The following is a 25096-nucleotide window of genomic DNA, read 5'->3' on the forward strand; positions in this document are numbered from 1 at the left end:
TCGATCCCATGGAGCACCAGTGGAACCCCCGCCCCAAGCCCGATCGCGTGGAGTGGCTGGAGCGGCGCATCGAATTCCCCGACTACGCCAGCAACCGCGCCTTTCTGGATCGCCTCAACGATTTTTGTGAGGGCGAAGGCCGCTATCCCGACATCAGCTTCGGACGTACATACGTGAACATCACCCTGCGAGCCGAGGGTGAGGAGGCGGCGATCGGCGAGGCTGACCACGCCTTCGCCGCCGCGATCGATGGCCTCGTCTGAGCAACAGCCCGCAGGCATCGCTCCCGACGACACACCCGTGAACCTGCAGGCCGCCTATGAAGGGGCCCAGGTTCAAGATGTGCTCGCGCAACTCGATCAAGAGCTGATCGGTTTGCGGCCAGTGAAAACCCGGATCCGCGAGATCGCCGCACTGCTGGTGGTTGACCGCGCCCGCAAGCAGGTGGGGCTCTCCACCACCGCCCCCAGCCTGCACATGTCGTTCACCGGACGGCCTGGCACGGGCAAAACAACGGTGGCGGCGAGGATGTCGCAGATCCTCCACCGCCTGGGCTATGTACGCAAAGGCCATGTGGTGACCGCCACCCGCGATGACCTGGTGGGGCAATACATCGGCCACACCGCCCCAAAAACCCGCGAGATGCTCAAAAAGGCGATGGGCGGCGTGCTGTTCATCGATGAGGCTTATTACCTCTACCGCCCTGAAAACGAACGGGATTACGGCGCCGAGGCGATCGAGATCCTGCTGCAGGTGATGGAGAACAACCGCGATGATCTGGTGGTGATCTTCGCCGGTTACAAAGAGCGGATGGATGTGTTCTATCAGAGCAATCCCGGCCTCTCCTCCCGGGTGGCCAACCACATCGATTTCCCCGACTACACCGCCGAAGAGCTACTGGCGATCGCGCGGCTGATCCTGGCGGAGGAGAACTACCGCTTCAGCGACGAAGCGCTGGCCGCCTTCGCCGACTACATCCAACGGCGGATGCAGCTGCCCTTTTTCGCCAACGCCCGCTCGATCCGCAACGCCATCGATCGCGCCCGGATGCGTCAAGCGAACCGGCTGTTCAATCAGATGGGCGGCGGAGGGCTCACCAAGCTCGATCTGATGACCATCGAAGCCGATGACATCACCGCCAGCCGCGTCTTCTCCGGCCAAGTGGAAGGGCTCGACCCCAGCGAACCGATCACCGGCTGAGCTCAGGCCTATTTGGTGCGGCGGCGTGAATCGATCTGCAGCAGATCGCGCACCTGCTGCACCTGCCGTCCCAGCTGAGGGTCGGCATTGAGCTTCTTGTCGATCTGCTCCACGGCATACATCACGGTGGAGTGATCCTTGCCGCCAAACTCATCGCCGATGCGCGGCAGCGACAGATTGGTGCCCTGGCGCATCAGATACATGCCCACTTGCCGGGCCTGGCTCACAGCCCGTTTGCGGCTGGGGCTCTTCATCTCCTCCACGCTGACCCCGAACACTTCGGCCACCTTGTTCAGCACCTGAGCGGGGGTCACCTCCACCTCCACACCGGCGGGATCGAGCATCGGGGCCACCGATTCCACCGTCATCGGCAGGCCGGTGATCGAAGCAAAGGCCACGGCCCGCGTCAGCGCTCCTTCCAACTCGCGGATGTTGGAGGTGAAACGACCAGCGAGGTATTGGATCAGATCGCGGGGCAGGTTCACCCGCTCGTGCTCGGCCTTTTTGTGCAGGATCGCCATGCGCGTTTCCAGGTCGGGCGCCTGGATATCGGCGATCAGCCCCATCGAGAAGCGCGAGATCAAGCGCTCCTGCAGGCGCGGAATCTGCGACGGCGGCCGGTCGCTGGCGATCACGATCTGGCGGCCAGCTTCATGCAGGGCATTGAAGGTGTGGAAGAACTCCTCCTGGGTGTATTCCTTGCCCTCGATGAACTGAATGTCGTCCACCAAGATCAGATCGGCAGCGCGGTAGCGATCGCGGAATTTCTGCATGCCGTCCTTGCGGATGGCCTGGATCAGATCATTCGTGAACGTTTCAGTGCTCACATAGGCCACACGGGCCTCGGGATCGATCTCCAAGCGGTAGTGACCGATCGCCTGCATCAGGTGGGTCTTACCCAGACCCACTCCGCCGCAAATGAATAGGGGATTGAATTCACGGCCGGGGGCTTCGGCCACCGCCAGGGCCGCCGCGTGGGCCATGCGGCTGTTGGGCCCCACCACAAAACGGTTGAACACGTAGCGGGGGTTGAGGCCCGGCGCCAGCTTGCGGGGCGTCTCGCCCGTGGGCAGCCTCTGGCTGGCTGAAGCCGCCCCACCCGGGAGCGACGACTCCCCCACCGGGCTGGCTTCGCCGGGGGCCAGCGGGGCCTGAAAGCCGTTGCCGTTTAGGCCCTGGGCGAGATCCGGATCCCGGCCGGCCTCCACCTGCACGCTGATCGGGCGGCCAGCGATTTCGCTCGCCACCGAGGCGATCGTGACCAGATAGTTCTTGCGCAGCCAACCGCAGGCAAAGGCATTGGGCGCCAGCAGCTGGAGTTCGGTGCCATTGAATCCAGCGCAGCACGCGGGCCGGATCCAGGTTTCAAAGGTGGGTTTGGAGAGATTGCCCTGGAGCGCTTCCTGCACCTGACGCCACAGCGTTTCCCCTTGCTGCACCGCCACTGACCCCCGCCGGCCCACGAATATAGGGGCAGTGCCCGGACGGGACCGTCTCCCATGATGCGCATCTCAAGACGCCCATCTCTGCTCAGTGCCCTGCTGCTGGCGGGCCTGCTCAGTGCTTGCAGCGGGGGGCTGCCTGGGCGGCGTGGCGGCGACCCCACCCGCGTCAGCGACGCCCCGCCCAGTGCGGCGTTACAACCCGGCAACAACTTCATCGTGAGCGCCGTCGACAAGGTGGGGCCGTCGGTGGTGCGCATCGACACGGTGCGGCGGGTGGTCAACCCCCTCGGCGGCCTGTTCGGCGGCGGCCCCTCGATTCAGCAGCAGCAGGGCCAGGGATCCGGGTTCATCACCCGCTCCGACGGGGTGATCCTCACCAATGCCCACGTGGTGGAAGGGGCCAGCGAAGTGGGGGTAACCCTGCCGGATGGCCGTAGCTTCCGCGGCAAGGTGCTGGGCAGCGATCCGATCACCGATGTGGCCGTGGTGAAGGTGGCAGCGGCCGGCTTACCCGTGGCCCCCCTCGGTGACTCCGCCAAGGTGCGCCCGGGTGAATGGGCGATCGCCATCGGCAACCCGCTCGGCCTCGACAACACCGTGACCGCGGGAATCATCAGCGCGGTGCAGCGCACCAATGCGGTGGGCGAAGGGCAGCGGGTGCCCTACCTACAGACCGATGCCGCCGTGAACCCCGGCAACAGCGGTGGCCCGCTGATCAACGAGAGGGGCCAGGTGATCGGCATCAACACCGCCATTCGCCAGGCCCCAGGCGCCGGCCTGAGCTTCGCCATCCCCATCAACCTGGGGAGGCAGATCGCCGCCCAGATCCTGGAGAGCGGCCGCGCCTCGCACCCCTACATCGGCGTGCGCCTGCAATCGCTCACCCCGCAACTGGCCCGTGAAGTGAACGCCACCAACGCCGAGTGCAAGCTGCCTGAAACCAATGGTGTGGTGGTGGTGGAAGTGATGCCAGGCAGCCCTGCAGCCCGAGGGGGCCTGCGCTCCTGCGACCTGATCGAACGGGTGGGCAGCACCGAGGTGGATAACCCTTCAGAAGTGCAGGTGGCGGTGGATCAGGGCCGGGTGGGTGACCCGCTCACCGTGCAGGTGCAGCGGGGCGATCAGCAGCTCAACCTGCAGGTGCGGCCCGCCGAATTACCCCGCCAGAACTAACGCCATGCCCATTGCCCGGCGTCAGCTGGTGGTGCTGGCCCGCTGGCCGGCGCCGGGGCGCTGCAAGCAACGCCTGACCGCCAGCTGTGGCTCCAGCGCCTTGGCCGCTGCGATGCAGCGGCGGCTCAGCTGGCACACCGTGCAAACCGCAGCCGCGGCCGCCCGCCACTGCGGCAGCGAGCTGCGGCTCTCGGCGTCCGGTCTGGGGCCGCGGGCTCTGCGCCGCTGGGGGCAGCAGTTGCAGCTGAGGCCGCTGCAACTGGACTTGCAACGGGGCGGCAACCTGGGCTGCCGCATGCATCGCCAGCTGCAGGCAGGCTTTTCCCGAGGGCTGCAGCAGCTGGTGCTGATCGGTAGTGATCTGCCGGATCTGCAGAGCAGCGATCTCGAGCAAGCCTTCAGCCAGCTCGAGCGGCACGATCTGGTGCTGGGGCCCGCCAACGATGGCGGCTACTGGTTGATCGGCATGACACGCCAGGGCTGGCATCGCAGTGGCTCCGCCCTGTTCACGGGAATCCCCTGGAGCACCGGTCAGGTGCTGCCCTTAAGCCTGCAGCGGGCCGCTGCGCATGGGCTCAACGTGGCGCTGTTACGGCACCAGAGCGACCTCGACAGCCGCTCAGCGTTAGCCCCCTGGCTCAGGCTGCCGCGCGATTGATGATGCAAAGACAGGCATCCCATCGCTGATGATCTCCCCACCGCCCAAGCTGGCCCATCGCAATGTGCTGCGGGTGGTGGGTCAACTGGCGCTGCGAATGCGCTGGGATCTGCTCTTGATGGCGCTGCTCTGCGGCGTGTCTGTGCTGTCTGCGCAGCTGGGGCAAGCCCGGGCGGTACGGCTCATCGACGGCTCAGGGCTCTCGATGCTCGGCATTGCGGTGTCGATCTTTGTGGCCTTCCGCAACACCCAGGCCATCAACCGTTGGTGGGAAGCGCGGGTCCTCTGGGGAAGCATCACCAATTGCAGTCGCCATTGGCGTGACTGCCTGCAGACCCTGCTTGGGGCCGACAGTCGACTGCGGCCCGAGCAGCAGCAGTTGGTGGGATTGCAGGTGCTGCAGTGCTGGCTGCTCAACTTTGAGCTGCGGGGCTTCTGGCGCCTTGATGCCCACGCGCGCGTGCAGGATCTCTGCCGGGCTCTAGGCCTGCCCGAAGCGATCACGGTGCAACAGAGCATGGCGCTGCGGGCGAATCTGATCAGCCAGCTGCACCGGGAGGGGGCGGTGAATGACTGGGGGCGGGATGCCCTGCTGCGCGGCATGGAGCAGTTCACCAATGCGATGGGAGGGTTGCAACGCATTCGCAACACACCCCTGCCCCCCACCTACGACGTGTTTATCCGCCTGATCTGCTGGCTGTACGGCTACGCCCTGTTCGGCACCTTCGCAAACCAAGGGTCGATTTTCACCGGCGTGCTGCTGTTCCTGGGTTTTGTGAGCGCTGAGCGCATCGGGGCCTATGTGGAAGGTCCCTTTGATCAAGACGGCAGCAGCTTCTGTGTGCCGATGGATGTGGTGTGCCGCACGATCAGCGCTGACCTGCTGGGTGCCCATCACCCCCTCGCCGAACTGCCCATCAGCCATGACCCCAGCCGCTGGTCATGAGGGCGGCGCCGCTGGCGGTGGTGATCCCCAGCTTCAACGAGGCGGAGCGGCTGCCGGCGCTGCTGGCTGATCTGGCAGCGGGCCCCGTTGATCTGATCGCGGAGCTGGTGGTGGTGGATGGCGGCAGCGGCGATGGCACCCCGCTGCAGGCCCGTCTTGGCGGAGCCCAACTGCTGCACTCCGCCGCTGGCCGGGGTCTGCAACTGCAGCGCGGCGTCGCCGCCACCACGGCTCCCTGGCTGTTGCTGTTGCACGCGGATTGCCGCCTGCAACCGGGATGGGCGGCTGCACTGCGGCGCGCCATGGCCAGTCCCGAGGCGGCCTGGGCCTTTGATCTGGCTGTGGAGGGACCAGGCCTTTCGTTACGGCTGCTGGAGCGAGCTGTTCAGCTGCGCACGCAGCTGCGGCAACTGCCCTACGGCGATCAGGGGTTGCTGCTGCAGCGCAGGCTGCTGGAGAAGGCGGGCGGCATACCGGCTTGGCCGCTGATGGAAGATCTGGCGCTGATCCAACAGCTCCAGCAGCTGGCCCCGATCCGGCGGCTGGGTGTCCCGCTGCAGGTGAACGGCCGGCGCTGGAGGCGCCACGGAGTCTTGGGCACGGCTTGGCGCAATGCCCAACTGCGGCAGGCCTGGCGGTGCGGCGTCAGCGCCGAAGAGCTGGCCGATCGCTATTACGCCCGTGATGGCTCAACAGTTCCGCCCTCGCCAGAATGAAGCGCAGCAACTGCCGGGCTGAGCCATGGACAAGCTCGCGCTGCTGCGCAGTGTGCGCCGCGAGTGGCAATGCCAGCGCCGCGACCATCCACGGCGGCTGAACACCGCCCTGCTGATCTGGGCCGTGCTCAGTGCTGCGCTGGCCGGGGTGCTGGTGGAGCAGCGCTGGCAACTGCTGCAACAGCGCCAGAGCCGGCAGGGACAAACCGATCAGGGGCTGCTGGAGCTGCGGGTGAACAGCCACAAGATCACTGCGCTCGACTGGGGCCACTGGGATCCCGTGTATGCCTACGCAGGAGGAGCCGATCCCAGCTTTCCGGCCCGTGAGCTCGAAAACTCCTCCATCGTTGAAGACGGCCAGGGCCTGATGCTGGTGGATAGCCAGCAGCGCCCGCTGCTCACGCGTGGAAGCGCCGTGGCATCGGGGTTGTCGCCGGAACTGAGCCGTTGCCTCAACGGGTACCTGCAGCAGTTGGCAGCGCGCAGCCGGGCTGGCCAGGGCGATCAGGCTCATGGTTTTTACTGCGCCGCCGATGACCAGTCGGTGATCGGCGCTGGCACCTCCATTCGCCGCAGCAGCGGCACAGGCCCCGAGCGGGGCTGGCTGCTCCACTTCAGCCGCATCCAGCGGCCTAGCTACAACAGCGCGGTGAATCAGGCGTTCAGCCGCATCAATGCCAGCTTGAGCAGCACCCCAGGCGTGGGGGGAACCCCGGCTCCAGCGGTCAGCGAATTGCGACCGGCCGCGCAAGTGCTCACCTTGAAGCCGGCGATTCCGGCCTGGCGGCAGCGCTGGATAGCCATCGAAGACGTGGCCCCGGGCTGGCTTGGTGTGAATGGATTGGTGGCGGGGGCGGCGGCAGGAACGCTGCTGAGCCTGCGCCAATGGCGACGGCGTGATCTGCAGATGGAGAGGGCCAAGCGCAACCAACTGCGCCTGCTGCGCCAGGAGCTGCCCGGGCCGCTGCTCAGTCGCAGCGAGCTGCTGCAGGTCATCCACCAACCCGATGGCGCCGGGGAGGACGGGCTGAGCGAGCTCTGGATTGCGGCCCTGCAGGTGAAGGTGATGCTCTTCCGCGAGGCGATCCGGCAGCGGGGCGAAGCTCAGAACCAGGCCCTGGCCTGGCTCGGCGAACGGCTCCAACAGCTGGAACACACCCGGCACCTGGCACTTGGTGAGAACAACACGCTGCTGCAGGTGATCCATCCCCTCAGCAGCGAAGCCCGCGAGGAGCTGAGCCAGATCGAACACCACCTGCAGGAGCTGCAGCAAGCGATGGCAGAAGCGATGCAGCTGTCGGTCGATGGCATCCTCACCCGCCTTGACAGCAGCGATGTCACGCAGCAACTCGCCGATCTCGCTCTGGTGCTCTCCCTCGCTGAGAGCTCCGGCGGGATCCGGCACATGCCCGAGGGTGTTGCCGATTGGGCCCGCGAGCTGAGGCAGCAGCAGAGCCGCGACTTTGACCTCACCCGCTCCTTTGCAACCCTGCAGGACCACCGCTATGCGTTGGAGCCGGTGTTGCAGCAGCAGGGCGACGGCTGGGAAGCGGCCTACAGCGAACTGTTGTTCCGGTTGCCGCAGGAGCTGGAGGGCTCGATCAGCGTGCAGGAGCTGGTGCTGGCCCTCGAGCGCAACAACAACATCCACCTGCTCGATCAGCTGATGCTGCGGCGGGCCATCGCCCTGCTGCGCGAATCCGAAGACGCCACCCAGCAGTTGGGGGTGAACATCTCAGCGGTGAGCTTCGGATCGGACAAACACATCAAAGCCCTGTTCGCCCAGTTGCGTTCTCTGCCGGCGGCAGTGCGCCACCGCCTGGTACTGGAGGTGACCGAAACAGCCCTGGTGAATCGGCCTGAACTTTGGGCGCAAAGACTGCAACAACTCCGAGACTTCGGCGTTCGCATCGCGATCGACGACTTCGGCGTGGGGTATGCATCGATCGCCTACTTATTTCAGTTCAAACCCGACTTCCTCAAGCTCGACCTCAGCTACAGCCAACGCCTCGAAGACGCAAATGTGGATGCGCTGGTGAATTTCCTGGTGGGTTACGGAAAGCTCAACCACTGCGGCCTGATCCTGGAGGGGATCGAAACCGAAGAACAGCTGCGCTACTGGCAGGCCCGCGGGGTGCGCCTGTTCCAGGGGTATCTGTTCCGCAACCTTCCCAAGGGCTGAGCCCCAGAAGGTTCAGGGGGCGTACCAGAAGGCACAGCGGCGCTGCTGGGGCTCAAGCTGCCAGCCCTGCGCACCGTAGAAGTCCACCACGCCTGGATCGGCAAACAGCGTGACCCGCTCCACCTGCTGATCGCGCAGCAGATCGATCACATAGGTCATCAACTGTTTACCCAGGCCCACGCCCTGATACAGGGGGTGCACCGCCACATCCCACACCGTGGCTTCGATCACCCCGTCACCGGTGCAGCGGGCAAACCCCACCAGGCGAGGCAGACGGGGATCATGCCGCCACAGCCCCACCACCAGGAGGCTGTTCTCCAGGGCCTTGCGCACCCGGCGCAGCGGCCGGCGGCTCCAGCCCACCGCATCACAAAGCTGCTCAAGCTCATAGAGATCGATCTCCCGCTCGGTGCTCAACACGAGGCTGAGCTGAGGATTGGGGGTCGGACACACGCGATACCCCTGGCCGTACAGACCATCCAGCTCGGTGGGGGGAGAGCTAAGCATTGCCATGATCCTCTCCCACTCTGGCCAAAGCTGATGCAGGCTGGAGACCCTTCAACCACCGGAAGCCCTCTGGAGCGCTCCCCCCTGTTGGTGTGTGTGCACGGCTGGCTGCTCTCAGGCCGGCTGTGGCAGCCCCTCACCGATGCCCTCAGCCCCGATTGGGAGTGCTGGAGCCCCGATCTCCCGGGGTTTGGCAACGAGCCCAGGCCGAGAGGGTTGCAACCCAGCCTGGCCAGCTACGGCCGCTGGTTGGCCGAGGCGGCCCGCGAGCGGACCGGGGAGCGGCCGCTGGTGCTCATGGGTCATTCCCTGGGCGGCAGCCTGGTGGTGCATGCAGCGCCCCATCTGGGGGAGCAGTTGGCCGGGATCGTACAGGTGGCGTCCGGCGGCGGGGTGTTTCAGCCGCGGCCGTTCCGGATGGTGCGCCGCGGCGGAGCGGCGTTCCTGCGCTGGCGGCCCGGTTGGCTGGCCCAGCTGCCCGGCACTGAGGCGATCCGCAGCCCCCTGGTGGCGGAACTGCGGGCAGCCCGCGGCCTGCTGGCCTCGAGCATGCAGCGGGGCGCTGTGCGGCAGCTGCCCGGGTTAGTGGCTCAGCTGGAGGTGCCCAGCCTGTGGGTGGTGGGCAGCCGCGACACCGTGATGGAACCGCGTTATGTGCGGCATCTGGCGGGCTACAGCCCGGAGCATCAGGTGGAGGTGCTTGAAGGAGAAGGGCACCTGCCCATGCGCACGGCACACGACGCGTTGGCGGCGTTGATCAGCACATGGCTGAGGGAACAGGGCTGGCCCAACCGCTCAGCTCAGAGCCTGGCCAGCCCGCGCTCCTGGAGTTCAGCCAACTGCGCGTAGAGGCCCCCGGCCGCACGCAGGCTGATGTGGCTGCCCTGCTCAATCAATCGGCCGCGCTGCAGCACCAGGATGCGATCGGCCGCTTCCACCGTGGCGAGGCGGTGGGCGATCACGATGGCGGTGCGATCGCGCAGCAATCTGTCGAGGTCGCGCTGGAGGGTGGCCTCAGTGGAGGGATCGAGGAAGGCGGTGGCCTCATCCATCACCAACACCGATGGATCGCGGATCGCCACCCGCGCCACGGCCAGGAGCTGACGCTCGCCGGAGGAGAGGTTGCCTCCGCGCTCACGCAGTTCGGTGTCGAGGCCTTGGGGTAGGCGCTGCAGCAGCGGCTCCAATCCCAGATCACTGCAGAGGCGTTGCAAATCCCCATCGCTGATGGCGGCATCCAGCCGGAGGTTGTCGGCCACGTTGCCGCTGAACAGGAAGGTGTCCTGCAGCACCACGCCGAGCCGTTGGCGCAGGGTGGGGATCGGCAGCTCACGGATGTCGATGCCATCCAGCAGGATCCGGCCCTGCTGGGGCTCATAGAGGCGGCAGAGCAGGCGGATCACCGTGCTCTTGCCGGAGCCGGTGGGTCCCACCAGCGCCACGTGCTCACCCGGAGCAATCCGGAAGGAGAGGTTGGAGAGGATCGGGTCGTCGGGCCGGTAGGCGAACGACACGTTGTCGAACACCACCTCACCGGCACTGCTGCGCTCACGGCCGCTGACCACGGCCGCGGCCGAACGCTGCTCCTGCGGCAGCTCCTGAATTTCGATCGGCTCCTCCATCAGTTCGCCGATGCGCTCCACGGCGGTCAAACCGCCCTGGATTTGGGTGAAGCGCTCCGCCAGCTGCCGCAGGGGATCAAACAGGCGCTGGGAATACAAGATGAACGTGGTGAGGGTGCCCAGGCCCATCGCGCCGGCGGTGACCATCCAGCCCCCCAGGGCGAGCACGAGCGCGATCGCCCCGAGCGACACCCACTCGATCAGCGCCGAGATGGCCGAGTCGTAGAAGATCGTGCCGTTCACCGCCTGGCGGTAGGCGTCGGTGGTTTTGGCGAAGCGGGCCGCGTTGTAGCTCTCGCGGCGGAACATCTGCACCACCTCAAGCCCCTGCAGGTTTTCCTGCAGATCGGCATTGAGTTGGCTCAGCTCCTCACGCACCCGGTAGTTGGCCTTGCGGTAGCGCTTCTGCAGCCACAGCATCGTGAGCGTGACCGGCACCTGGGAGCCCAGCAGCAGCAGGCCAAGACGCGGCTCGATCGCCACCATCGTGCCGGCAATCACCAGGAGGGTGACCAGATCCGCGAGCAGGCCCACTGCACCGCTACCGAACACCTCGGCCAGGGCATCCACATCACTGGTGAGGCGGGTGAGCAACTTGCCCACCGGCGTGCGGTCGTGAAAGCGCAGCGAGAGATCGAGGGCGTGGGCGAAGAGGTCGTTGCGGATGCGGGCGGTGAGGCGCTGGCCCACGGCCTGCACGTTGAAGCTCTGCAACCCCTGCAGGCCCAAGCGCACCATCACGGCCGCCAGCAGAAGCAGCACCAGCGTGCGCAACTGCTGAGCCAAGGGCATGGGCTCCAACCAGGCCAGCACGGGCTCCTGCCGCAGCGCCGAGATCGCCTGACCCACCAACAGGGGCTGCACCGCCGCCGCTCCCGCCACCGGGATCAACAGCACAAGAGTGAGCAGAAGGCGTTTGCGATCGCGGCCCAAGTAGGGCAGAAGGCGCAGCAGACGTTGCCGGTCGCGAGGTGCCATCAGGCCGCCGGCCGGCTCGACACAGCCGCAATCTGATCCACGATCCCCTGCAGCTCGCCGCCATCAAGGCGCAGCGACAGGGGATGGCCCACCAGACGAGCGGTGGAGTGGAAGAGGTCTTCGATGGCGATCAAGCCGTTTTCCACGAGGGTTTTGCCGGTGGCCACCAGATCCACAATCGCCTCACTCATGCCGGTGATCGGCCCCAGCTCCACCGAGCCCGCCAGATGGATCAACTCCACCGGCAGATCAAGCGCCTCGAAATACTCCTCAGCGCAGCGGGTGAATTTGCTGGCGATGCGGCAGTGGGCGGGTAGATCGGCCGCTCGGCGGTAGGGGCTGGTGGCCTTCACCGCCACGCTCATGCGGCAGCCGCCGAAGCCGAGATCCACCAGGTGAGCCACGGGCAGCTGGTGCTCGCGCAGCACGTCGTAGCCCACCACACCGAGCTGGGCCTGGCCGTAGGCCACATACACGGGCACATCGGCATTGCGCACCAACAGCGCCCGGGCGCGTCCGCAGGCACTGGGCACCATCAATTGCCGGTTGCCGGGCTCCAGCACGGCGGCGAAATCGAGCCCGGCAGCGGCGAAGCGCGTCACTGAATCCTTGAGGAGGGCTCCCTTGGCCAGCGCGACGGTGATCATGGGAGTCAGCCTGAACCGGGACTTTAACGATGCAGCCGGCCCTCACCACGGCCTCGATCGCCCAGCGCGTCTCGCTGATCCCGGTGCTGAACGACAACTATGTGTTTGTGCTGCACGGCGATGGTCCCGGTCCGGCCGTGGTGGTTGATCCGGCCGTGGCCGAACCGGTGATCGCCTGGCTGGAGCAGCGCGGGCTGGAGCTCAGCGCGATCCTGCACACCCATCACCACCACGACCACATCGGCGGAACGCCAGGGCTGCTGCAGCGCTGGCCGCAGGCGGCCGTGATCGCGAGCGGCGCCGATCAAGCCCGCATCCCTCTGCAAACCCAGGCGGTGCAGGGGGGCGATCGGCTGGAGCTGCTGGGACGAGCGGTGCAGGTGATGGCCGTACCGGGCCATACGGCCCATCACATCGCCTTTTATCTGCCGCCGGCGGCCGCCGATGGCGGTCATCTGTTCTGCGGCGACACCCTGTTCGCCGGCGGCTGCGGGCGGTTGTTTGAAGGAACACCGCAGCAGATGCAGCAGTCGTTGCAGGCGCTGGCGGCGCTGCCCGAGCGCACCCAGGTGTGGTGCGCCCACGAATACACCGCTGGAAACCTGCGCTGGGCAGCGGCGCAGCAGCCCGGCGATGCCGCGATTGAGGCTCGGCTGGCGGAGGTGGAAGCACTCCGGGCCCAGGGCAAACCCACCATCCCCAGCAGCATCGCCCTGGAGAAAGCCACCAACCTGTTTGTGCGGGCCAGCGATGCCGATGCCCTGCGCCAACTACGGGGCAGCAAGGATCTCTGGAAGGGCTGAGTTACAGCGGAGGCACGTCGGCTGCGGCCACCAGGTCGACACCGGCCGGGAACAGCCGCACAGGCTCACCGGCCCGCAAGCGCAGCCGGCAGCGCTGCCCGCGGCTGTAGTCGTGCTCCAGAGGGAGGCGTAGGCGCAGGCGGCCTTGGCCGCATTGCACTTGATAGAGCCATTCGCGGCCGAGAAATTCACGGCCCAGCACCCAGGCCTCCGCGTTGTCGTCGGGGGTGAGCAGAAGGCCCTGGGGGCTTACCAGCACCTCGAGATCGTCGGCGGCAGAAGGCGGCGGCAGCTGGGCTCCGGCCGGGGCTTCAAGCGCACCGAACGCCGTGGTGAGTGTGCTGCCTTGCCAGTGGGCCTGGAGCAAGTTGCTCTGCAACACAAAGCGCCCCACAAAGGAGGTAGCCGGCGCCGCCACCAACTGCTGAGGGCTGGCGCACTGATGCAGATGGCCCGATTCGAGCACCGCCACCCGATCACAGATGGCGAGAGCCTCTTCGGGATCGTGGGTCACGATCACGCCGCTGGCACCGCAGCGGGCCAGCACCCCAGGCAGCTCGGCCCTCAGGCGCAGGCGCACCTCCACATCGAGGTTGGAGAAGGGTTCATCCAGCAGCACCAACGAGCAGCCGGGTGCCAAGGCGCGCGCCAGGGCTAGGCGCTGGCGCTGCCCGCCCGAGAGCTCATGGGGATAGCGGTGCTCAAGGCCCTTTAAGCCCAGCAACTCCAACAACCAGGCAGCGCGGCTGCTGTCCTGGCCGCGGCGCAAACCGAAGCAGGCGTTGCGCCAGGCATCGAGATGCGGGAACAGGGCGTAGTCCTGAAACACCATGCCCACCCCACGGCGCTCCGGCGGCAACCAGCGGTGGGGACCCGCCACCTCCTGACCGCCGATCCGCACCACGCCACGATCGGGCTTCTCAAAGCCGGCGATCAGACGCAGAAGGGTGGTTTTGCCGCAGCCTGAGGGACCCAACAGACCCACGAGTTCACCGGGGCGCAATTGGAACTGGATGTCGCGCAAAGTCCAGTCGCCGCTGGAGGCCCCGCCGTGGTAGCGATGCCACAGCCCATCGAGCTCCACCTGGGGCCGCAGCGGCAACTCAGGGTTGGACAGCTCGATTCGCATCAGGCGCTCTGGCCATAGGCTCAGCGCCCATCTTCCCTCCAGCATGACCAGCCCCACGATCGAAGCCGTGACCACGAGCGCTGCTCCGGCGCCGGTGGGCCCCTACAACCAGGCCGTGAAAGCAGGCGGGGTGCTCTATTGCAGCGGTCAGATCGCCCTGGATCCGGCCACCGGCGCGATGGTGGGCAATGGCGATGTGGAAGCGGAAACCATCCAGGTGCTGAGCAACCTCAAGGCGGTGCTCGCAGAAGCAGGCTGCACGCCCCAGCAGGTGGTGCGCACCACGGTGTTCCTGGCCGATCTGGGTGACTTCGCCAAGGTGAATGCGCTGTACGCCGAGGTGTTCGGCGCCGGTGTATCGCCGGCTCGGGCCTGCGTGGAGGTGGCGGCACTGCCCAAGGGCGCGCGGGTGGAGATCGATTGCATCGCCGTGCTCGGCTGAGCGCGCCGGCCGCCTCAGGCAGGCCGAATCACACGAAAGGTGAGGTTGATCCGCTCCGCCACCACCCGCGCCCGTGGCGGCAGCGCGTGCTGCCAATGGCGCTGGCTGGGCGGATCCATCACCAAGAGATCACCATCGCCGAGGCGCACCGCAAAGGCCGCCTCATCACCATGCCGCGGCCGAAAGCGCAGATCCCTGGCAACGCCGAGGCTGAGGGAGGCAATCGGGGCCTGATCGTCGAGCTCGGGTTCGTCGTCGGCATGCCAGCCCATGCGGTCAGCACCGTCGCGGTAGCGGTTCAGCAACAGGCTGTTGAAATCCGCCCCCAGGTGCTCGTGGAGCAAACCGCGCAGCCGCAGGAGTTCTGGGGTCCACGGGTGGATCGCTTGCTGCAGGCCGCTATAGCGGTAATTGCAGCCGCGATCGGCCACCCAGCAGGTGAGCCGCGGGGTGCGGTGCTGCTTGCCATACACCGTGACCAACGGCTGCTCCCAGGCCAGACCGGTGATCAGGGATCGCCTGAGCTGCTGCGTGTCGAGCCCCTGCTGCTGCAACCAGGCCTCGCCATGGCGCAACTGCAGGCCAGAACGCTCAATCCGGATCAAGGAGAGGGCAACAGCAGACCCTGAGCCTGCTGCAGCGGAGGCGGCGCCTGCGGCAAGAGGCGTGTGGCCTGATCGATCAAGGGGGTGGGATCGAGAGCCAGCATCCGGTCGCCATCGCGGCGTCGCAGCTCCACATGCAGGTGTGGTCCACTGGCGCGACCGCTCTGGCCCACTTGGCCCAGGGGGCTGGCGGCGGGCAGGAAGTCGCCGGGTTGCACGTTGGCAGCTGCCAGGTGGGCATAGAGGGTTTGCCAGCCACGGCCGTGGTCGAGCACCACCGTGAGGCCATAGCCGTCGAGCTCTTCCACCAGAACCACATGGCCGGGGAGCATGGCCAGCACTGAGGTGCCTTCAGGAGCGACAAGATCCTGCCCCGCATGCATGCGCCAGGCCTGACGGCTCTGGGAGTAACGCCAGCCGTAGGGGTCCACCTCCTCCGCCTGGATCGCCAGCGGGTACACCAGGCGCAGAGGTTCACCGGGGCGCAGGGGCCAAGCCGCCTCCCGCGACAGCCCTGAGGGGACCGCCGCCGCCAGCACCACATCCGCCACCGGCGTTTCAGCAGGAATCAGGTCTGGTCGAGGAGGCAGGCCCGCGTCCATGGCCCCCTCCAGGCCAGGCTCGGCTCGCGCAGCGAGGCTGAACGCCGCGATGAAGCCCAGCACCACCAACAGCCATCGCCGTATGCGCAAAACAATGACGAACGAGGTGCAAGGGTTTTAACGGGCCTGTAGAAAAACGCCAGATGCCTCCTGGCCATGCGTCCGATCGTGCTTTCGGCTCTTGCAGCCTTGGCCCTGCTGCCCATGGCACCAGCGCAGGCCGGATCCGCCACGGCCGGCTCAATCATGAGCAAGCAGGCAGCGATCGCCACCGCCACCAGTTCGATGCCAGCGGGCAACAGCGTGACCCGCTCGCGCTGCACGACCATGGTGCGCGCGCTCTCAGCCCGCTACAGCTGCACCGTGTGGTGGAGTCCCACCCCCCTCGAGGGCGACGGGTAAGCTCCCTGATGACGGGGCGTGGCGCAGCTTGGTAGCGCGGGTGCTTTGGGAGCACTAGGTCGCAGGTTCGAATCCTGTCGCCCCGACTGACTTTTCAGGGATTGCACGGTTCCATCCGTGCAGAATCCCGTGTAACGGCTCCGAGAGCCGCCGAGATTTACACGGAACCTTCCGTGCGACACGTTGCGGCTGCGTGCGCTTTGGGTAGGGTTTCGGCACCGATACAGCACGACCGCTCAGCGACGACGCGTTCCCCTCGGGGTCCAACGACCGACTGACCCGTCTGCTGCCGCCTCTGGCGGTCCGTACCCAGCCCCCAGTCATGGGGCTGAGAGATTGATGGCTCGGTTCTGTTCACCCCCTTTGTGGAATGGCTAAACAGAATCGCTTTGCCAATCAGACCGCTGAGGTTGTCGAGGTTGCTGGTCGCAAGCTGCGCACCAATGACCCTGCGCATCTGCGGAAGATGGTGCGTCGCGCAGAGGAACAGCTTGCGGAGGATCCGCAAGCTCTGGACCACCTGCGTGACATGCGTGGCGGTGTCTGGGGAGCCATGCGCCTGAAGGGACTTCTGTAGTTCCCCGAGTGACCACAACCCAAGAACTCACCGTGCGTGAGGCGCAGCTGAAAGAAGCTGCCCGTGAGCTGCTGCATGTCAGCAAGCAGCTCAACCCAGATCAAACCGTTGACTATGGCGACTTTGGTGGCGTCAAGGTCGAAAGCGCCAATCACCACGTCCTGGTCGCCTCGGCATTGCAGGCCCTCGACTACGGCAGGTTGGGCGACTGGACCGACTACTCGAAATTCGCCGATGGGGTGATCAAGCAGGAGGGCGGCAGCAATGGCTGATTGGCTTGATGCTTACCGCGCTTCCGTTGCCTGGGGTGACGAAATCATCGCCGCCTACATCACGCAGCACGCCCTCGCCTGCTGCTTCGTCAACCACGATGGCGAGCACTTCTATGAGGTGCCTGGCACGTTGAAAGACCTGCCAAAGGCATTCCGTGATGCTGCCATTGTCATCGAAGCCACCAGCTGCAAAGTTGGCGTTCTATTTACCGACGAGGAAGCCACCGCTGCGGAGGTAGAGGAGGCAATGGTGACCCTCGCTGATGCAGGCATTGGCTGCGGCTTCATTGAACCGAAGCCACGGGTTCATCAGTACGCGCTGCTGAACCGATACACCGAAGGCGGCTTGATCAAGGAAGCCCTGAAGGTCATTGACCAGGAGGGCGGTGATGCCTAACCCCAAGACCTTGGCAACAGGCACCTGGCTGCCGATTGAACAGCTCGCGGAGCAGCTGGTCTGCGGTGAACGCACCGTGGACACGCTGCGCTCTGAAGGCATCTTCAAAGCAGGCGAGCACTACTACGCAGTCGGCTCAGGCAAGAAACGCCCGAAGTTCGTCTACTGCCTGGAGAGCTGCAGGGCTGCCCTGCTGAAGCGCACTGCCGAGTTGGAGGCAGAGCGCAAGGCAACGGTGGAAGACGCCGTTACCTACGACGAGGAGCACCTGGAGGAGCTGATCAGGGAGGTGCGCGATGGCGACTGACCTCGGCAAGCGTCGTTCACCAGCGCTGGAGCAAATGCAGCGCCTGGTTGCCTCCTACGACCTCTTCAACAAAGAGCTGTTCAGCAATCAGCTCCCGCCCGTTTGGCTTGACCTACGCAACAAGCCAGGCAGCTACGGCTACTTCCAAGCCAACAAGTGGAAAGACGCCAACGGCAACCTGCTTGATGTCATCAGCCTCGACAGCAAGACGGCAGCCGAACGCCCGCTGATTGAGCTGCTCAGCACCCTCGTGCATGAGATGGCGCACGCGTACGACTTCCACATCGTCAACGAACGCAAGGCACGCCCCACGCACAGCGCTGAATGGCGCCGTGAAATGGAACGCCTCGGCTTGCCTCCTGTTCAGGTGGGCAGCACATGGCGACAGGCGACGCATCGCATCGACCCTGACGGGCTCTATGCCCGCACCTTTGCCAAACATCAGGCAGCGCTTCAGGCGTTGCCGTGGCAGGAGTGCATTGGCACTGCCAATCGCGGGCGTGGTGTTGACCGCGTGAAGTTCCAGTGCCCGCAATGCGGGTTCAATGCTTGGGCAAAGGCAGCAGGTGAGCTGCACTGCGGGTTTTGCTCCACCCCGCAGGAGCTGGTGGCGATGCTGCCCGAATACCGCCCGCACGGCGGCGGCGGTAAAGGGAAGCCAGGACGTGCCACTGCCAAGCGTGAGCACTACGCCGAGCCTTCGGGCGTACCAGCGCTGCCCGTCTACACCGACGAGCTAGGGCGTGAGCTGCGCCTGCATACAGGGCTCGACTACCCGCCCAAGGACAAAGTTGATGCGCTGTTGGTGATGACGTTCGGGGTCAAGGAGCGGAAGCCTGAACTGCTGCCACCGCTGACCGCAGCGATTGAGGAGCAGGACTGGGAGGCGATGGATGCAGCGCTCAAAGCGGTCTATCGCCATCGCTGCCAGGTGCTGCACCCCGATGTTGAGGGCGGCTCTGAGGTTGCTTTCAAAGCACTGCAGACCGCCTACCTCATCCTCAAGCGAGGGAAGCGCTGACCGCTGCTGAACGGGTTTATAGGACTAGCCCCATAAGGGGAAGTCGCAAGCGAAAACCACACATGGGTCAAGCACATGCGAAGAAGCAAAGCCGAAATAGAAGCCATCAGGGCAGCCATCTACGACTACTGCCAGCGGCACTACCCGCTGACCGTGCGCCAGCTGTTCTATGCCCTGACCGTGCTTCACCTCATCAACAAAACAGAGGGTGAGTACAAGCAGACCGTCTGCCGCCTGGCAAAGGACATGCGCCTGCAGGGTGAATTGCCCTGGCACTGGCTGGTGGACAACACCCGCTGGATGCGCAAGCCAATCAGCTACGGCAGCCTGGCGGACTGCGTTGAGCAGTCAGCTCGGACCTACCGCCGCAGCCTCTGGCAGAACCGCCAGGAGTACGTCGAGGTCTGGCTGGAGAAAGACGCGCTATCAGGCGTGCTCTACGACGTCACGCAGGACTACGACGTGCCGCTGATGGTGACTCGGGGCTATCCATCCCTGAGTTACCTACGCAGCGCGGCGGAGGCGATGGTGGCGACGGGCAAGCCCGTGACCATCTACTACTTCGGGGACTACGACCCCAGCGGGGCGGACATCAGCCGCAACGTCGAGGAACGCCTGCAGGAGTTCATGCGGGAGGTGGCGAGGGAGTGGACCCTCAGCAATGAAGGTGAGCGGGTCTTTGCCCCGTCTCTGAACTTCCACCGTGTTGCCGTCAACGAATGGCAAATCGACGATTGGAACCTCCCCACACGCCCGACGAAGACCAGCGACAGCCGAGCAGCCAAGTTCGGCAGCCGCTCCGTTGAGCTTGATGCCATCCCACCTGACGACCTCCGCGAACTCGTACGGATGCACCTTTCGCAGCATGTTGATGCTTACGAATTAGCGGCAGCTGAAGAGACTGACCGCATGGAGAGGCAAACGCTCCAGGCGATGGCAGCCAAGCTGCGGGCGGGGTGATTACAGGGAGCCTGCGGGCTCCCTTTTTAATGCCTGCCGCCAAGAAAGTGGCACACGCCTGAAAGCCAAACTCGGCGCACATAGGCGCAGGTAGCCGCATACATTCGCAAGCAAGGATTTATCAGGGTTGTGCCAGTTGAATCCCGCCAGATTGACCCGTTGCCTTATCAGGTGGCACGCATACCTTGGTGGCACCCCAGCCAGGAATCAATGCCACTCAGGGTCAGGCAGGACCATGAAGGTCTGCCACTCAACGAGTCACTGCACATCAAGATTTCAAAGGTCCACTGGACCAACTTGGTGACGCAGGCAGAAATCAGCAACGTCGGTCATACCACACTCGCCCGCCACTGGATGCTCAAAGGCGCCATGGCAGATGGCGTTGACCTTGAAGCCTTCCTCTAGGCAGCACGAAGCCTGCGGCTAAAGGCTCCCCAGCCACCGCAGACCTCGCCCTTGTGACTCAGCCAGCCCGAATGACCAGCTCTTGTCATGCACAACCATACCCGCACTGCCAATCCCCTGCCCTCCACCAGGGCACACATTGCTGCACGAGCCAGAGCTGCAGCTAGGCGCATTGCCTACAACCAACAGGTTGAGCGTTGGGAACAGCTCCTGCGAATGGAGCAGGCGTTAGAAGACAGCACTGCCCTCTACTTCAGCGGTGCGCCACACCCTGCTCGCTTCCAATCTGACTTCGACTGGTTGGAAGAGCTGATTCGTGGTGGTGAAACCCTCTCCCGTTGGATGGCGGATTGCGTTGACCGCTTAAGCGCTCTGCAGGAGCAAGAGGGAGGGCAGCGCTGATGGCTCTCTCCAGCAACGACCGCATTGACCTCATCAATGCCCTTGATGTGCTCATCGGCGCCTACGGACAGAACTCCGAAGCCGAAAACCGCCTGCGCAAGGACTACACCGCCGACCGCCCTCGCGGTCGTCGTGCCCGTGCCCTGCTGGAGCGCATCGCTCGCGGTGCCCTGGAGGTGGATTGCTGATGCCTCAGGACTTCACCGATTGGCGCCACTACCTCCCGCAACTCGACGGCTTCCCTCTCCTCCCCGTTGGTGCAGGCGTTAAGGGCAAGTCACCGATTGACCCCGCTACTGGCAAAGGGCTCGCAGGTTGGCAAACCAAACGATTCACGCCTGACCAGATCGCCGCCATGAATGGCGTCGTGAAATCCGTTGGCACCCTCACTGGTCCGCAGGCAGACCACACCGCCTTCATCGACATTGATGGGGCGCTCTGCATTGAACGCTGCAAGCACCACGGCTGCACCACCAAAGAACTCGGCTGGACCGTTCGCCGCACAACTGCCAAAGACCGTCTCAAAGTCCCGTTCCACATCCCCGAGGAACTCCGTCACTACCTCCAGGACAGCAACGGCAATCCCATCGGCAAGGTGGTGCTCACCATCAAGCCCGCCGTCTATGACCTCGACGCAGACGGCAAGCCCAAGCGTGATAACAACGGGCGTCCCATCACCCTTGAACCCGCTCAGCAGATTGAGCTGTTCTACGGCTCAGGGCAGTGCATCGTCCTAGGCGAGCACGTTGAATCCAAAGGGCACTACACCTGGACGGGTAGCCCCATTCAGATGGGCACCCCCACGCCTGAATGGTGGGCGCTCATCACTGAAGTACTCGAAGCAGGTGCTGCTGAAGCCAAAGCTGCTCGCAAGACCTCTCACGGCTCTGGCGCCGTCACTCAATCAGGACCACACCACGCCTGCCGCATATGCGGTCGCAACACCAGCGGCGCCTGCACTGAATACAGCGACGGTGAACGCGTACGCATTAACTGCTTTCAAGGGCAAACCTTCAGCCCGCCCACAGGGCACGGGCTCAAAGAAGGGCACACCGTCACCATCAACGGCACCACATGGGCGTTCTGTGGGCACGGCTTCAATCCATCCATCGGCAGCTTCGCCACCTTCGCTGAACACATCCAACGCACGCCTGAGCCCGCAGCGGAGCCATCAGGCGTAGCGCAGGGCGATGTCCAGCTCTACGACACCGAGTGGCTGAAGCAGCAGCTGCGTGAGTGCCTTGAGGAAGGGCTCAGTGATGGCGAGATGGCAGTCGAGGTTGATCGCCTCGCCGTTAAAGCCGACGTCCACACCAGCAGGGTTGAAAAGCTCCTCGCTGGTTTGCGTGCTGATGACGCCGCCGCTGAAACCATCGCGGATGTCTCTGAGGTCATCCAGCAAATCGAAGAGGCAGAGGCAGCCGTCTACGCCATACGCCTGCACGACTTCCTCCCCGCAACCCTCTGCACAGCACTGCAGACCATTCAGCAAGGCATCCCCTATCCAGACATCACCTTGCTCATGGCGCAGCTGACGCACATCAGCAGCTGCATCAAGCTCGGCACACGCATCAACGGCAACCCCTTCACCGATTGGGAAGTGCCCGCCAACCTCTTTCACATTGATGTCGGTCCATCAGGCGCTCGCAAGTCGCCACTTATCAAGGCTGTCTTCACCAAGCCCTCTACCGACATCCGCCAACAGCTCAGTCGCCTCAACGCCCAGCGCTACGACGCCTGGGAGGCGGAGTGCGCTGGCAAGAAGCAAAACAAGCCGCCCGCTCCTCTCGCCATCGTTCACTCCACCAACAGCTACACGGGCGAAGCACTCACTGAACGCCTAGAAGCCCACGAACACCACAAGCAGCCACTCCTCATCCAACGCGATGAGATCGCAGGGCTCTTTGATTCCTGGGGCAAGTACAAGCAAGGCGGCAAAGGCACAGGTGGTGATGAGCAGCAGCTCCTGGAGCTGTTCGATGGCGATGGACATCACTCCATCCGTGTTGGGCGTGGTCGCGCCTACGACCGCTGCCACGTCAGCCTTCATGGCGGCATCCAGGACGCTGTACTGCGTCGCCTCATCGCTGCAGGTGATGACAACGGCAAGTGGGCGCGTTGCACCTTCGCCCCACTCCCTGAAATGACCTATCGCCTGCCCGTCTTCAGCGAGGAAGCCGCAGAGCAACGCAGGCAATCAGAGCGCACCCTCCAAACCATCAGCACTGCTCTCTTCACCGCATCACCCAAGACTTACTTCCTCGATGCAGCAGGCGTGCAGATGCTTGCCGACTACGACCACCTCTGCCAACTCCAACGCAACGAGTCCCGCGTCCCAGCCATCAAGGCACTCAAGAACAAGGCAGCCGCAAAAGCCATGCGCCTCGCCTGCCTCCTCCACCTCACGCAGTGCCAAGCCGCTGATCACTACGACGCATCCGTCCCATCAGACCGCCTGGCACTAGCCATCACCCTCGTGGATGCCCTAGACGCCTGGGCTGCCTCGTTCCACGCCACCGCTGCGCTCAACGCTCAAGAGGCAAACGCCCTCGCTGATCGCAATCGCATCGCGCAACGCATCCATGAGATTGCTGCCAAGCACAAGGGCTACGTCCCCTGGACAACCATCCGTCGCTCCCTTAAAGGCGCTGAAAAGAAAGGCATCACCAACGCCATGGCGCACGTCGTGCTCCAACAGCTCTGCAATATGGGCATCGGCACCACCAAAGAAGGCACACGCGGCGGCATCTCCTACCGCGCTCTCGGTCCCTTCCCTCAATAGGGGACGTCCCCCCGTCCCCCCTTTAAGTCCCCACAAACCTCCCTGCTACAGAAAGGGTTTTCAGAGATAAAGGAAGGGGGGACTAATACCCCTATCTCTTTCTGTATTCCTCTCTTTTCGCAGATATAGAGGGGGGGGGTATGGTCCCCCCTTACCTCTATCGCCCAAATCGCCTGCCACCACTGCGGTTTGGGTGAGGACTGAATGGGGGACCAAAGGGGGGACCAGCAACCAGTCCCCCCTAACGCCTGAAGCCCCAAACACTCGGGAGGCTGCCAAACTGGGAATAACTTTGAGATTTTGAAAATTGGCTCGCCCAAGCAAACCCGAGCAGCTCAAGATTCAGGAGCGTTGTTATCAGCTATGGGTTGAAGGCAAGTCCCATACAGACATCGCCCGCTTAGCGGAGGTGAGCACCACCACCGTCACCAAATATGTGAGGCAGTTCCTGGCGGCACAGCCCATCGCAAAGATGACCCGCGAGGAACGCGAGGCGGCGGTCTGGCAGGAGTGGCAAGAGATTGCGCAGAAGCTGCGCATGGACATTGAGGAACAACGCCATCGCGGTCGCGTCAAGGTCGTCCGCAATCGCCATCCCGATGGCAGCGAGACGGTGGAGCAATCAATGCTGGCTGGGGTTGACCCGCAGCTCTACCGAGCATGGGGCGCACACCTGGACCGCAAGGCGCGGCAGCTGCTTGACCAGACGCCAATCAGCGAAGGCGGCAACGTCGTGAACGTCTCGGTGGTGCGCGACTTCCTCGGGCAGAGCGATGCGCCAGCCGCCAGGCTCAGCGCTGAGCAGTGGAACGAGCAGGCTGCGATTGACGTCTAGCGCTACGGCAGCACTCGGTTAGTGCAGCAAAGCCCGCATCAGCAATGCGCTTTGCGTTGACCGCTTGAACGTTCCGTGCAAAATCCGTGCAAATGGGCTGCCTACCCTGCCTTGGGAGTCACCATCCAGCACATGCGCAACCCTGCCATCGGTCTTCTGCGAAGCGATATGGCAGAGCTGCAGGATGCGTGGGAGGTAGGGCAAGCAACCAGGGCAGAGGGCTGGGAGCTGGACCCGACGCATGACGCGACGTTGTATGCGTCGGTTGTGCTGCTTGGGATGCTCGGGTTGATTGAACTGGGGCGGCTGTGTCTGAAGCAGAGCGCAGCCACCCGCGAGGCAGTGGAGGGTTGAGCTTGTAGGACTAGACCTACAGCTCAGCCAATGCTTCACGCAGCTGCTCGCAGGCGATTGCCAGGGGCAGGTCATCACCTGATTGGGCGACCTGAAGGGCTAGCTGTTGCAGTTCAAACAGCAGTCCACAGATGTCTTCAGACATGAGGTGTTGATCAGGGGCGAACCCTTATGGCATGAGAGATGCGGACTTGACCAGCGATAGGGAGATGCGTACGCCTACGCAGGGACAAGACAACGCCTGAATGGGGGATGCAAAAGGGTCTACTCCTTGCCAGGCTGGTATCAGGAGAGCGGAGTCACCCTTGAAAATCCGTGTGGCGACAGCGTTCGCCTCAGTAGTCGTCACCGTGGCAATGACAGGAGGGTGTAGCAAGCCCTCTGTTCAGGAGCCATCGAGAGAAAGCGCACTAGCCAGGTGCAGGAAGGAATTGGACGCGAAGCTGCCTGGATACATCAGGCAGCGCACGGACCCGAAAGCCATGGGCGCATTTCTCGCGAACACCGAGTATTGGGAAGTGGAATTAACTCAGAGTTGGTGCGAGACACAGCCGAGCAAGAAGTCCAAGTACGTGGGCATGGCAGTCGGCTATCTGGAGTGGCTCGAAAAGGGAACTGACAAGCGGTTTCGCGAGACAGAGGTTAAAAAGGTCATCGTGATCGGTCCGATTACATACCGTCGCGACCCAAGCTGAGCAGCACGAGGCTGGGCTAAGTATCCGCGAAG

The 25096-nt window shown here is 64.4% G+C and carries 32 protein-coding genes and 1 tRNA gene; 25 read left to right on the plus strand and 8 right to left on the minus strand.

Annotated features, from left to right (window positions below; all coding sequences use genetic code 11):
* Positions 1-8: 8 nt before the first annotated feature.
* Positions 9-263, plus strand: coding sequence for a 4a-hydroxytetrahydrobiopterin dehydratase (locus CB0101_RS04910; RefSeq protein ID WP_010306676.1), 255 nt, complete (start codon positions 9-11; stop codon positions 261-263).
* On the plus strand, positions 250-1200 hold the full coding sequence (gene cbbX / locus CB0101_RS04915; RefSeq protein WP_010306673.1) for a CbbX protein: 951 nt from the start codon (positions 250-252) through the stop codon (positions 1198-1200). The genes CB0101_RS04910 and cbbX overlap by 14 nt, the downstream gene beginning before the upstream one ends.
* An 8-nt stretch (positions 1201-1208) precedes the next feature.
* Here cbbX and dnaA read toward each other — a convergent pair whose 3' ends face one another.
* Positions 1209-2645: a chromosomal replication initiator protein DnaA gene (dnaA, locus tag CB0101_RS04920; protein ID WP_010306670.1), complete on the minus strand. Its 1437-nt coding sequence runs from the start codon at positions 2643-2645 to the stop codon at positions 1209-1211.
* Between the two features lie 54 nt (positions 2646-2699).
* On the opposite strand from dnaA, the gene CB0101_RS04925 reads away from it, so the two are divergent.
* Genes CB0101_RS04925 through CB0101_RS04945 form a run of 5 tightly spaced genes read left to right on the plus strand, consistent with a single transcriptional unit; the run spans position 2700 to position 8320 of the window.
* Entirely contained in the window at positions 2700-3818 is a 1119-nt protein-coding gene (locus tag CB0101_RS04925) for a trypsin-like peptidase domain-containing protein (RefSeq protein ID WP_010306669.1), read from the plus strand.
* 4 nt (positions 3819-3822) lie between these two features.
* Positions 3823-4476 (plus strand): TIGR04282 family arsenosugar biosynthesis glycosyltransferase, encoded by a 654-nt coding sequence (locus tag CB0101_RS04930; protein WP_010306666.1) that lies wholly within the window; start codon positions 3823-3825, stop codon positions 4474-4476.
* Between the two features lie 28 nt (positions 4477-4504).
* Positions 4505-5422, plus strand: a complete 918-nt coding sequence (locus CB0101_RS04935) for a bestrophin family ion channel (RefSeq protein WP_010306662.1) — start codon at positions 4505-4507, stop codon at positions 5420-5422.
* Positions 5419-6138 (plus strand): TIGR04283 family arsenosugar biosynthesis glycosyltransferase, encoded by a 720-nt coding sequence (locus CB0101_RS04940; protein ID WP_010306658.1) that lies wholly within the window; start codon positions 5419-5421, stop codon positions 6136-6138. Before CB0101_RS04935 ends, CB0101_RS04940 begins: the two co-directional genes overlap by 4 nt.
* Before the next feature lie 25 nt (positions 6139-6163).
* Positions 6164-8320 (plus strand): EAL domain-containing protein, encoded by a 2157-nt coding sequence (locus CB0101_RS04945; protein ID WP_010306655.1) that lies wholly within the window; start codon positions 6164-6166, stop codon positions 8318-8320.
* A 12-nt stretch (positions 8321-8332) separates the two neighbouring features.
* Here CB0101_RS04945 and CB0101_RS04950 read toward each other — a convergent pair whose 3' ends face one another.
* Positions 8333-8827: a GNAT family N-acetyltransferase gene (locus CB0101_RS04950; protein WP_010306651.1), complete on the minus strand. Its 495-nt coding sequence runs from the start codon at positions 8825-8827 to the stop codon at positions 8333-8335.
* Between the two features lie 33 nt (positions 8828-8860).
* Between CB0101_RS04950 and CB0101_RS04955 the strand changes: the two genes are divergently transcribed.
* Positions 8861-9676: an alpha/beta fold hydrolase gene (locus CB0101_RS04955; protein WP_010306646.1), complete on the plus strand. Its 816-nt coding sequence runs from the start codon at positions 8861-8863 to the stop codon at positions 9674-9676.
* Here the strand turns inward: CB0101_RS04955 and CB0101_RS04960 are convergent.
* Together CB0101_RS04960 and hisG are read right to left on the minus strand one after the other, a co-directional pair.
* Positions 9628-11427, minus strand: a complete 1800-nt coding sequence (locus tag CB0101_RS04960; protein ID WP_010306644.1) for an ABC transporter ATP-binding protein — start codon at positions 11425-11427, stop codon at positions 9628-9630. The genes CB0101_RS04955 and CB0101_RS04960 overlap by 49 nt on opposite strands.
* The gene (gene hisG, locus CB0101_RS04965; protein ID WP_010306640.1) at positions 11427-12074 is read right to left on the minus strand and encodes an ATP phosphoribosyltransferase; all 648 of its coding nucleotides are present in this window, start codon (positions 12072-12074) and stop codon (positions 11427-11429) included. The genes CB0101_RS04960 and hisG overlap by 1 nt, the downstream gene beginning before the upstream one ends.
* A 29-nt stretch (positions 12075-12103) precedes the next feature.
* Between hisG and gloB the strand changes: the two genes are divergently transcribed.
* Positions 12104-12877, plus strand: a complete 774-nt coding sequence (gene gloB / locus CB0101_RS04970) for a hydroxyacylglutathione hydrolase (protein WP_010306636.1) — start codon at positions 12104-12106, stop codon at positions 12875-12877.
* Position 12878: 1 nt separating this feature from the next.
* Here gloB and CB0101_RS04975 read toward each other — a convergent pair whose 3' ends face one another.
* Entirely contained in the window at positions 12879-14006 is a 1128-nt protein-coding gene (locus CB0101_RS04975) for an ABC transporter ATP-binding protein (RefSeq protein ID WP_010306632.1), read from the minus strand.
* A gap of 43 nt (positions 14007-14049) precedes the next feature.
* Here CB0101_RS04975 and CB0101_RS04980 point away from each other — a divergent pair, with 43 nt between their 5' ends.
* The gene (locus CB0101_RS04980) at positions 14050-14448 is read left to right on the plus strand and encodes a Rid family detoxifying hydrolase (protein ID WP_010306628.1); all 399 of its coding nucleotides are present in this window, start codon (positions 14050-14052) and stop codon (positions 14446-14448) included.
* 14 nt (positions 14449-14462) lie between these two features.
* Here CB0101_RS04980 and CB0101_RS04985 read toward each other — a convergent pair whose 3' ends face one another.
* Positions 14463-15053 carry an alpha-ketoglutarate-dependent dioxygenase AlkB gene (locus CB0101_RS04985; RefSeq protein ID WP_010306624.1) on the minus strand — a complete coding sequence of 197 codons (591 nt, stop codon included), beginning with the start codon at positions 15051-15053 and terminating at the stop codon, positions 14463-14465.
* Positions 15050-15745, minus strand: coding sequence for a M23 family metallopeptidase (locus CB0101_RS04990; protein WP_010306620.1), 696 nt, complete (start codon positions 15743-15745; stop codon positions 15050-15052). The genes CB0101_RS04985 and CB0101_RS04990 overlap by 4 nt, the downstream gene beginning before the upstream one ends.
* A 66-nt stretch (positions 15746-15811) precedes the next feature.
* Between CB0101_RS04990 and CB0101_RS04995 the strand changes: the two genes are divergently transcribed.
* From CB0101_RS04995 to CB0101_RS05060, 14 genes are all read left to right on the plus strand, one after another.
* The gene (locus CB0101_RS04995; RefSeq protein WP_010306616.1) at positions 15812-16057 is read left to right on the plus strand and encodes a hypothetical protein; all 246 of its coding nucleotides are present in this window, start codon (positions 15812-15814) and stop codon (positions 16055-16057) included.
* 12 nt (positions 16058-16069) lie between these two features.
* A tRNA-Pro gene (locus CB0101_RS05000) sits at positions 16070-16143 on the plus strand.
* Between the two features lie 284 nt (positions 16144-16427).
* On the plus strand, positions 16428-16634 hold the full coding sequence (locus CB0101_RS05005; RefSeq protein ID WP_010306614.1) for a hypothetical protein: 207 nt from the start codon (positions 16428-16430) through the stop codon (positions 16632-16634).
* A gap of 8 nt (positions 16635-16642) precedes the next feature.
* Positions 16643-16906: a hypothetical protein gene (locus CB0101_RS05010; protein ID WP_010306611.1), complete on the plus strand. Its 264-nt coding sequence runs from the start codon at positions 16643-16645 to the stop codon at positions 16904-16906.
* Entirely contained in the window at positions 16899-17303 is a 405-nt protein-coding gene (locus CB0101_RS05015; RefSeq protein WP_010306606.1) for a hypothetical protein, read from the plus strand. Before CB0101_RS05010 ends, CB0101_RS05015 begins: the two co-directional genes overlap by 8 nt.
* The gene (locus tag CB0101_RS05020; RefSeq protein WP_136643973.1) at positions 17296-17610 is read left to right on the plus strand and encodes a hypothetical protein; all 315 of its coding nucleotides are present in this window, start codon (positions 17296-17298) and stop codon (positions 17608-17610) included. Before CB0101_RS05015 ends, CB0101_RS05020 begins: the two co-directional genes overlap by 8 nt.
* Positions 17600-18631 (plus strand): SprT-like domain-containing protein, encoded by a 1032-nt coding sequence (locus CB0101_RS05025; RefSeq protein ID WP_029552858.1) that lies wholly within the window; start codon positions 17600-17602, stop codon positions 18629-18631. The genes CB0101_RS05020 and CB0101_RS05025 overlap by 11 nt, the downstream gene beginning before the upstream one ends.
* A gap of 153 nt (positions 18632-18784) precedes the next feature.
* Positions 18785-19591 (plus strand): hypothetical protein, encoded by an 807-nt coding sequence (locus CB0101_RS05030; RefSeq protein WP_246833826.1) that lies wholly within the window; start codon positions 18785-18787, stop codon positions 19589-19591.
* Positions 19592-19750: 159 nt separating this feature from the next.
* Complete coding sequence (locus CB0101_RS05035; protein WP_136643974.1) at positions 19751-19996, plus strand: hypothetical protein; 246 nt, start codon at positions 19751-19753, stop codon at positions 19994-19996.
* Positions 19997-20212: 216 nt separating this feature from the next.
* Complete coding sequence (locus CB0101_RS05040) at positions 20213-20398, plus strand: hypothetical protein (RefSeq protein WP_010306581.1); 186 nt, start codon at positions 20213-20215, stop codon at positions 20396-20398.
* The gene (locus tag CB0101_RS05045; protein WP_010306576.1) at positions 20398-20586 is read left to right on the plus strand and encodes a hypothetical protein; all 189 of its coding nucleotides are present in this window, start codon (positions 20398-20400) and stop codon (positions 20584-20586) included. Before CB0101_RS05040 ends, CB0101_RS05045 begins: the two co-directional genes overlap by 1 nt.
* Entirely contained in the window at positions 20586-23180 is a 2595-nt protein-coding gene (locus tag CB0101_RS05050) for a DUF3987 domain-containing protein (RefSeq protein ID WP_029552857.1), read from the plus strand. The genes CB0101_RS05045 and CB0101_RS05050 overlap by 1 nt, the downstream gene beginning before the upstream one ends.
* A 307-nt stretch (positions 23181-23487) precedes the next feature.
* The gene (locus tag CB0101_RS05055; protein ID WP_010306565.1) at positions 23488-24015 is read left to right on the plus strand and encodes a hypothetical protein; all 528 of its coding nucleotides are present in this window, start codon (positions 23488-23490) and stop codon (positions 24013-24015) included.
* A gap of 111 nt (positions 24016-24126) precedes the next feature.
* A complete protein-coding gene (locus CB0101_RS05060; protein WP_136643975.1) occupies positions 24127-24369 on the plus strand; it encodes a hypothetical protein in 243 nt (80 codons plus the stop codon).
* 16 nt (positions 24370-24385) lie between these two features.
* Here the strand turns inward: CB0101_RS05060 and CB0101_RS15745 are convergent, their stop codons facing one another.
* Positions 24386-24514 carry a hypothetical protein gene (locus tag CB0101_RS15745; RefSeq protein WP_010306558.1) on the minus strand — a complete coding sequence of 43 codons (129 nt, stop codon included), beginning with the start codon at positions 24512-24514 and terminating at the stop codon, positions 24386-24388.
* 160 nt (positions 24515-24674) lie between these two features.
* Between CB0101_RS15745 and CB0101_RS05065 the strand changes: the two genes are divergently transcribed.
* Positions 24675-25064, plus strand: a complete 390-nt coding sequence (locus tag CB0101_RS05065) for a hypothetical protein (RefSeq protein WP_136643976.1) — start codon at positions 24675-24677, stop codon at positions 25062-25064.
* Positions 25065-25096 lie beyond the last annotated feature (32 nt).

Origin of the sequence: Synechococcus sp. CB0101 (assembly GCF_000179235.2) — a bacterium.
Taxonomy (GTDB): Bacteria; Cyanobacteriota; Cyanobacteriia; order PCC-6307; family Cyanobiaceae; genus Vulcanococcus.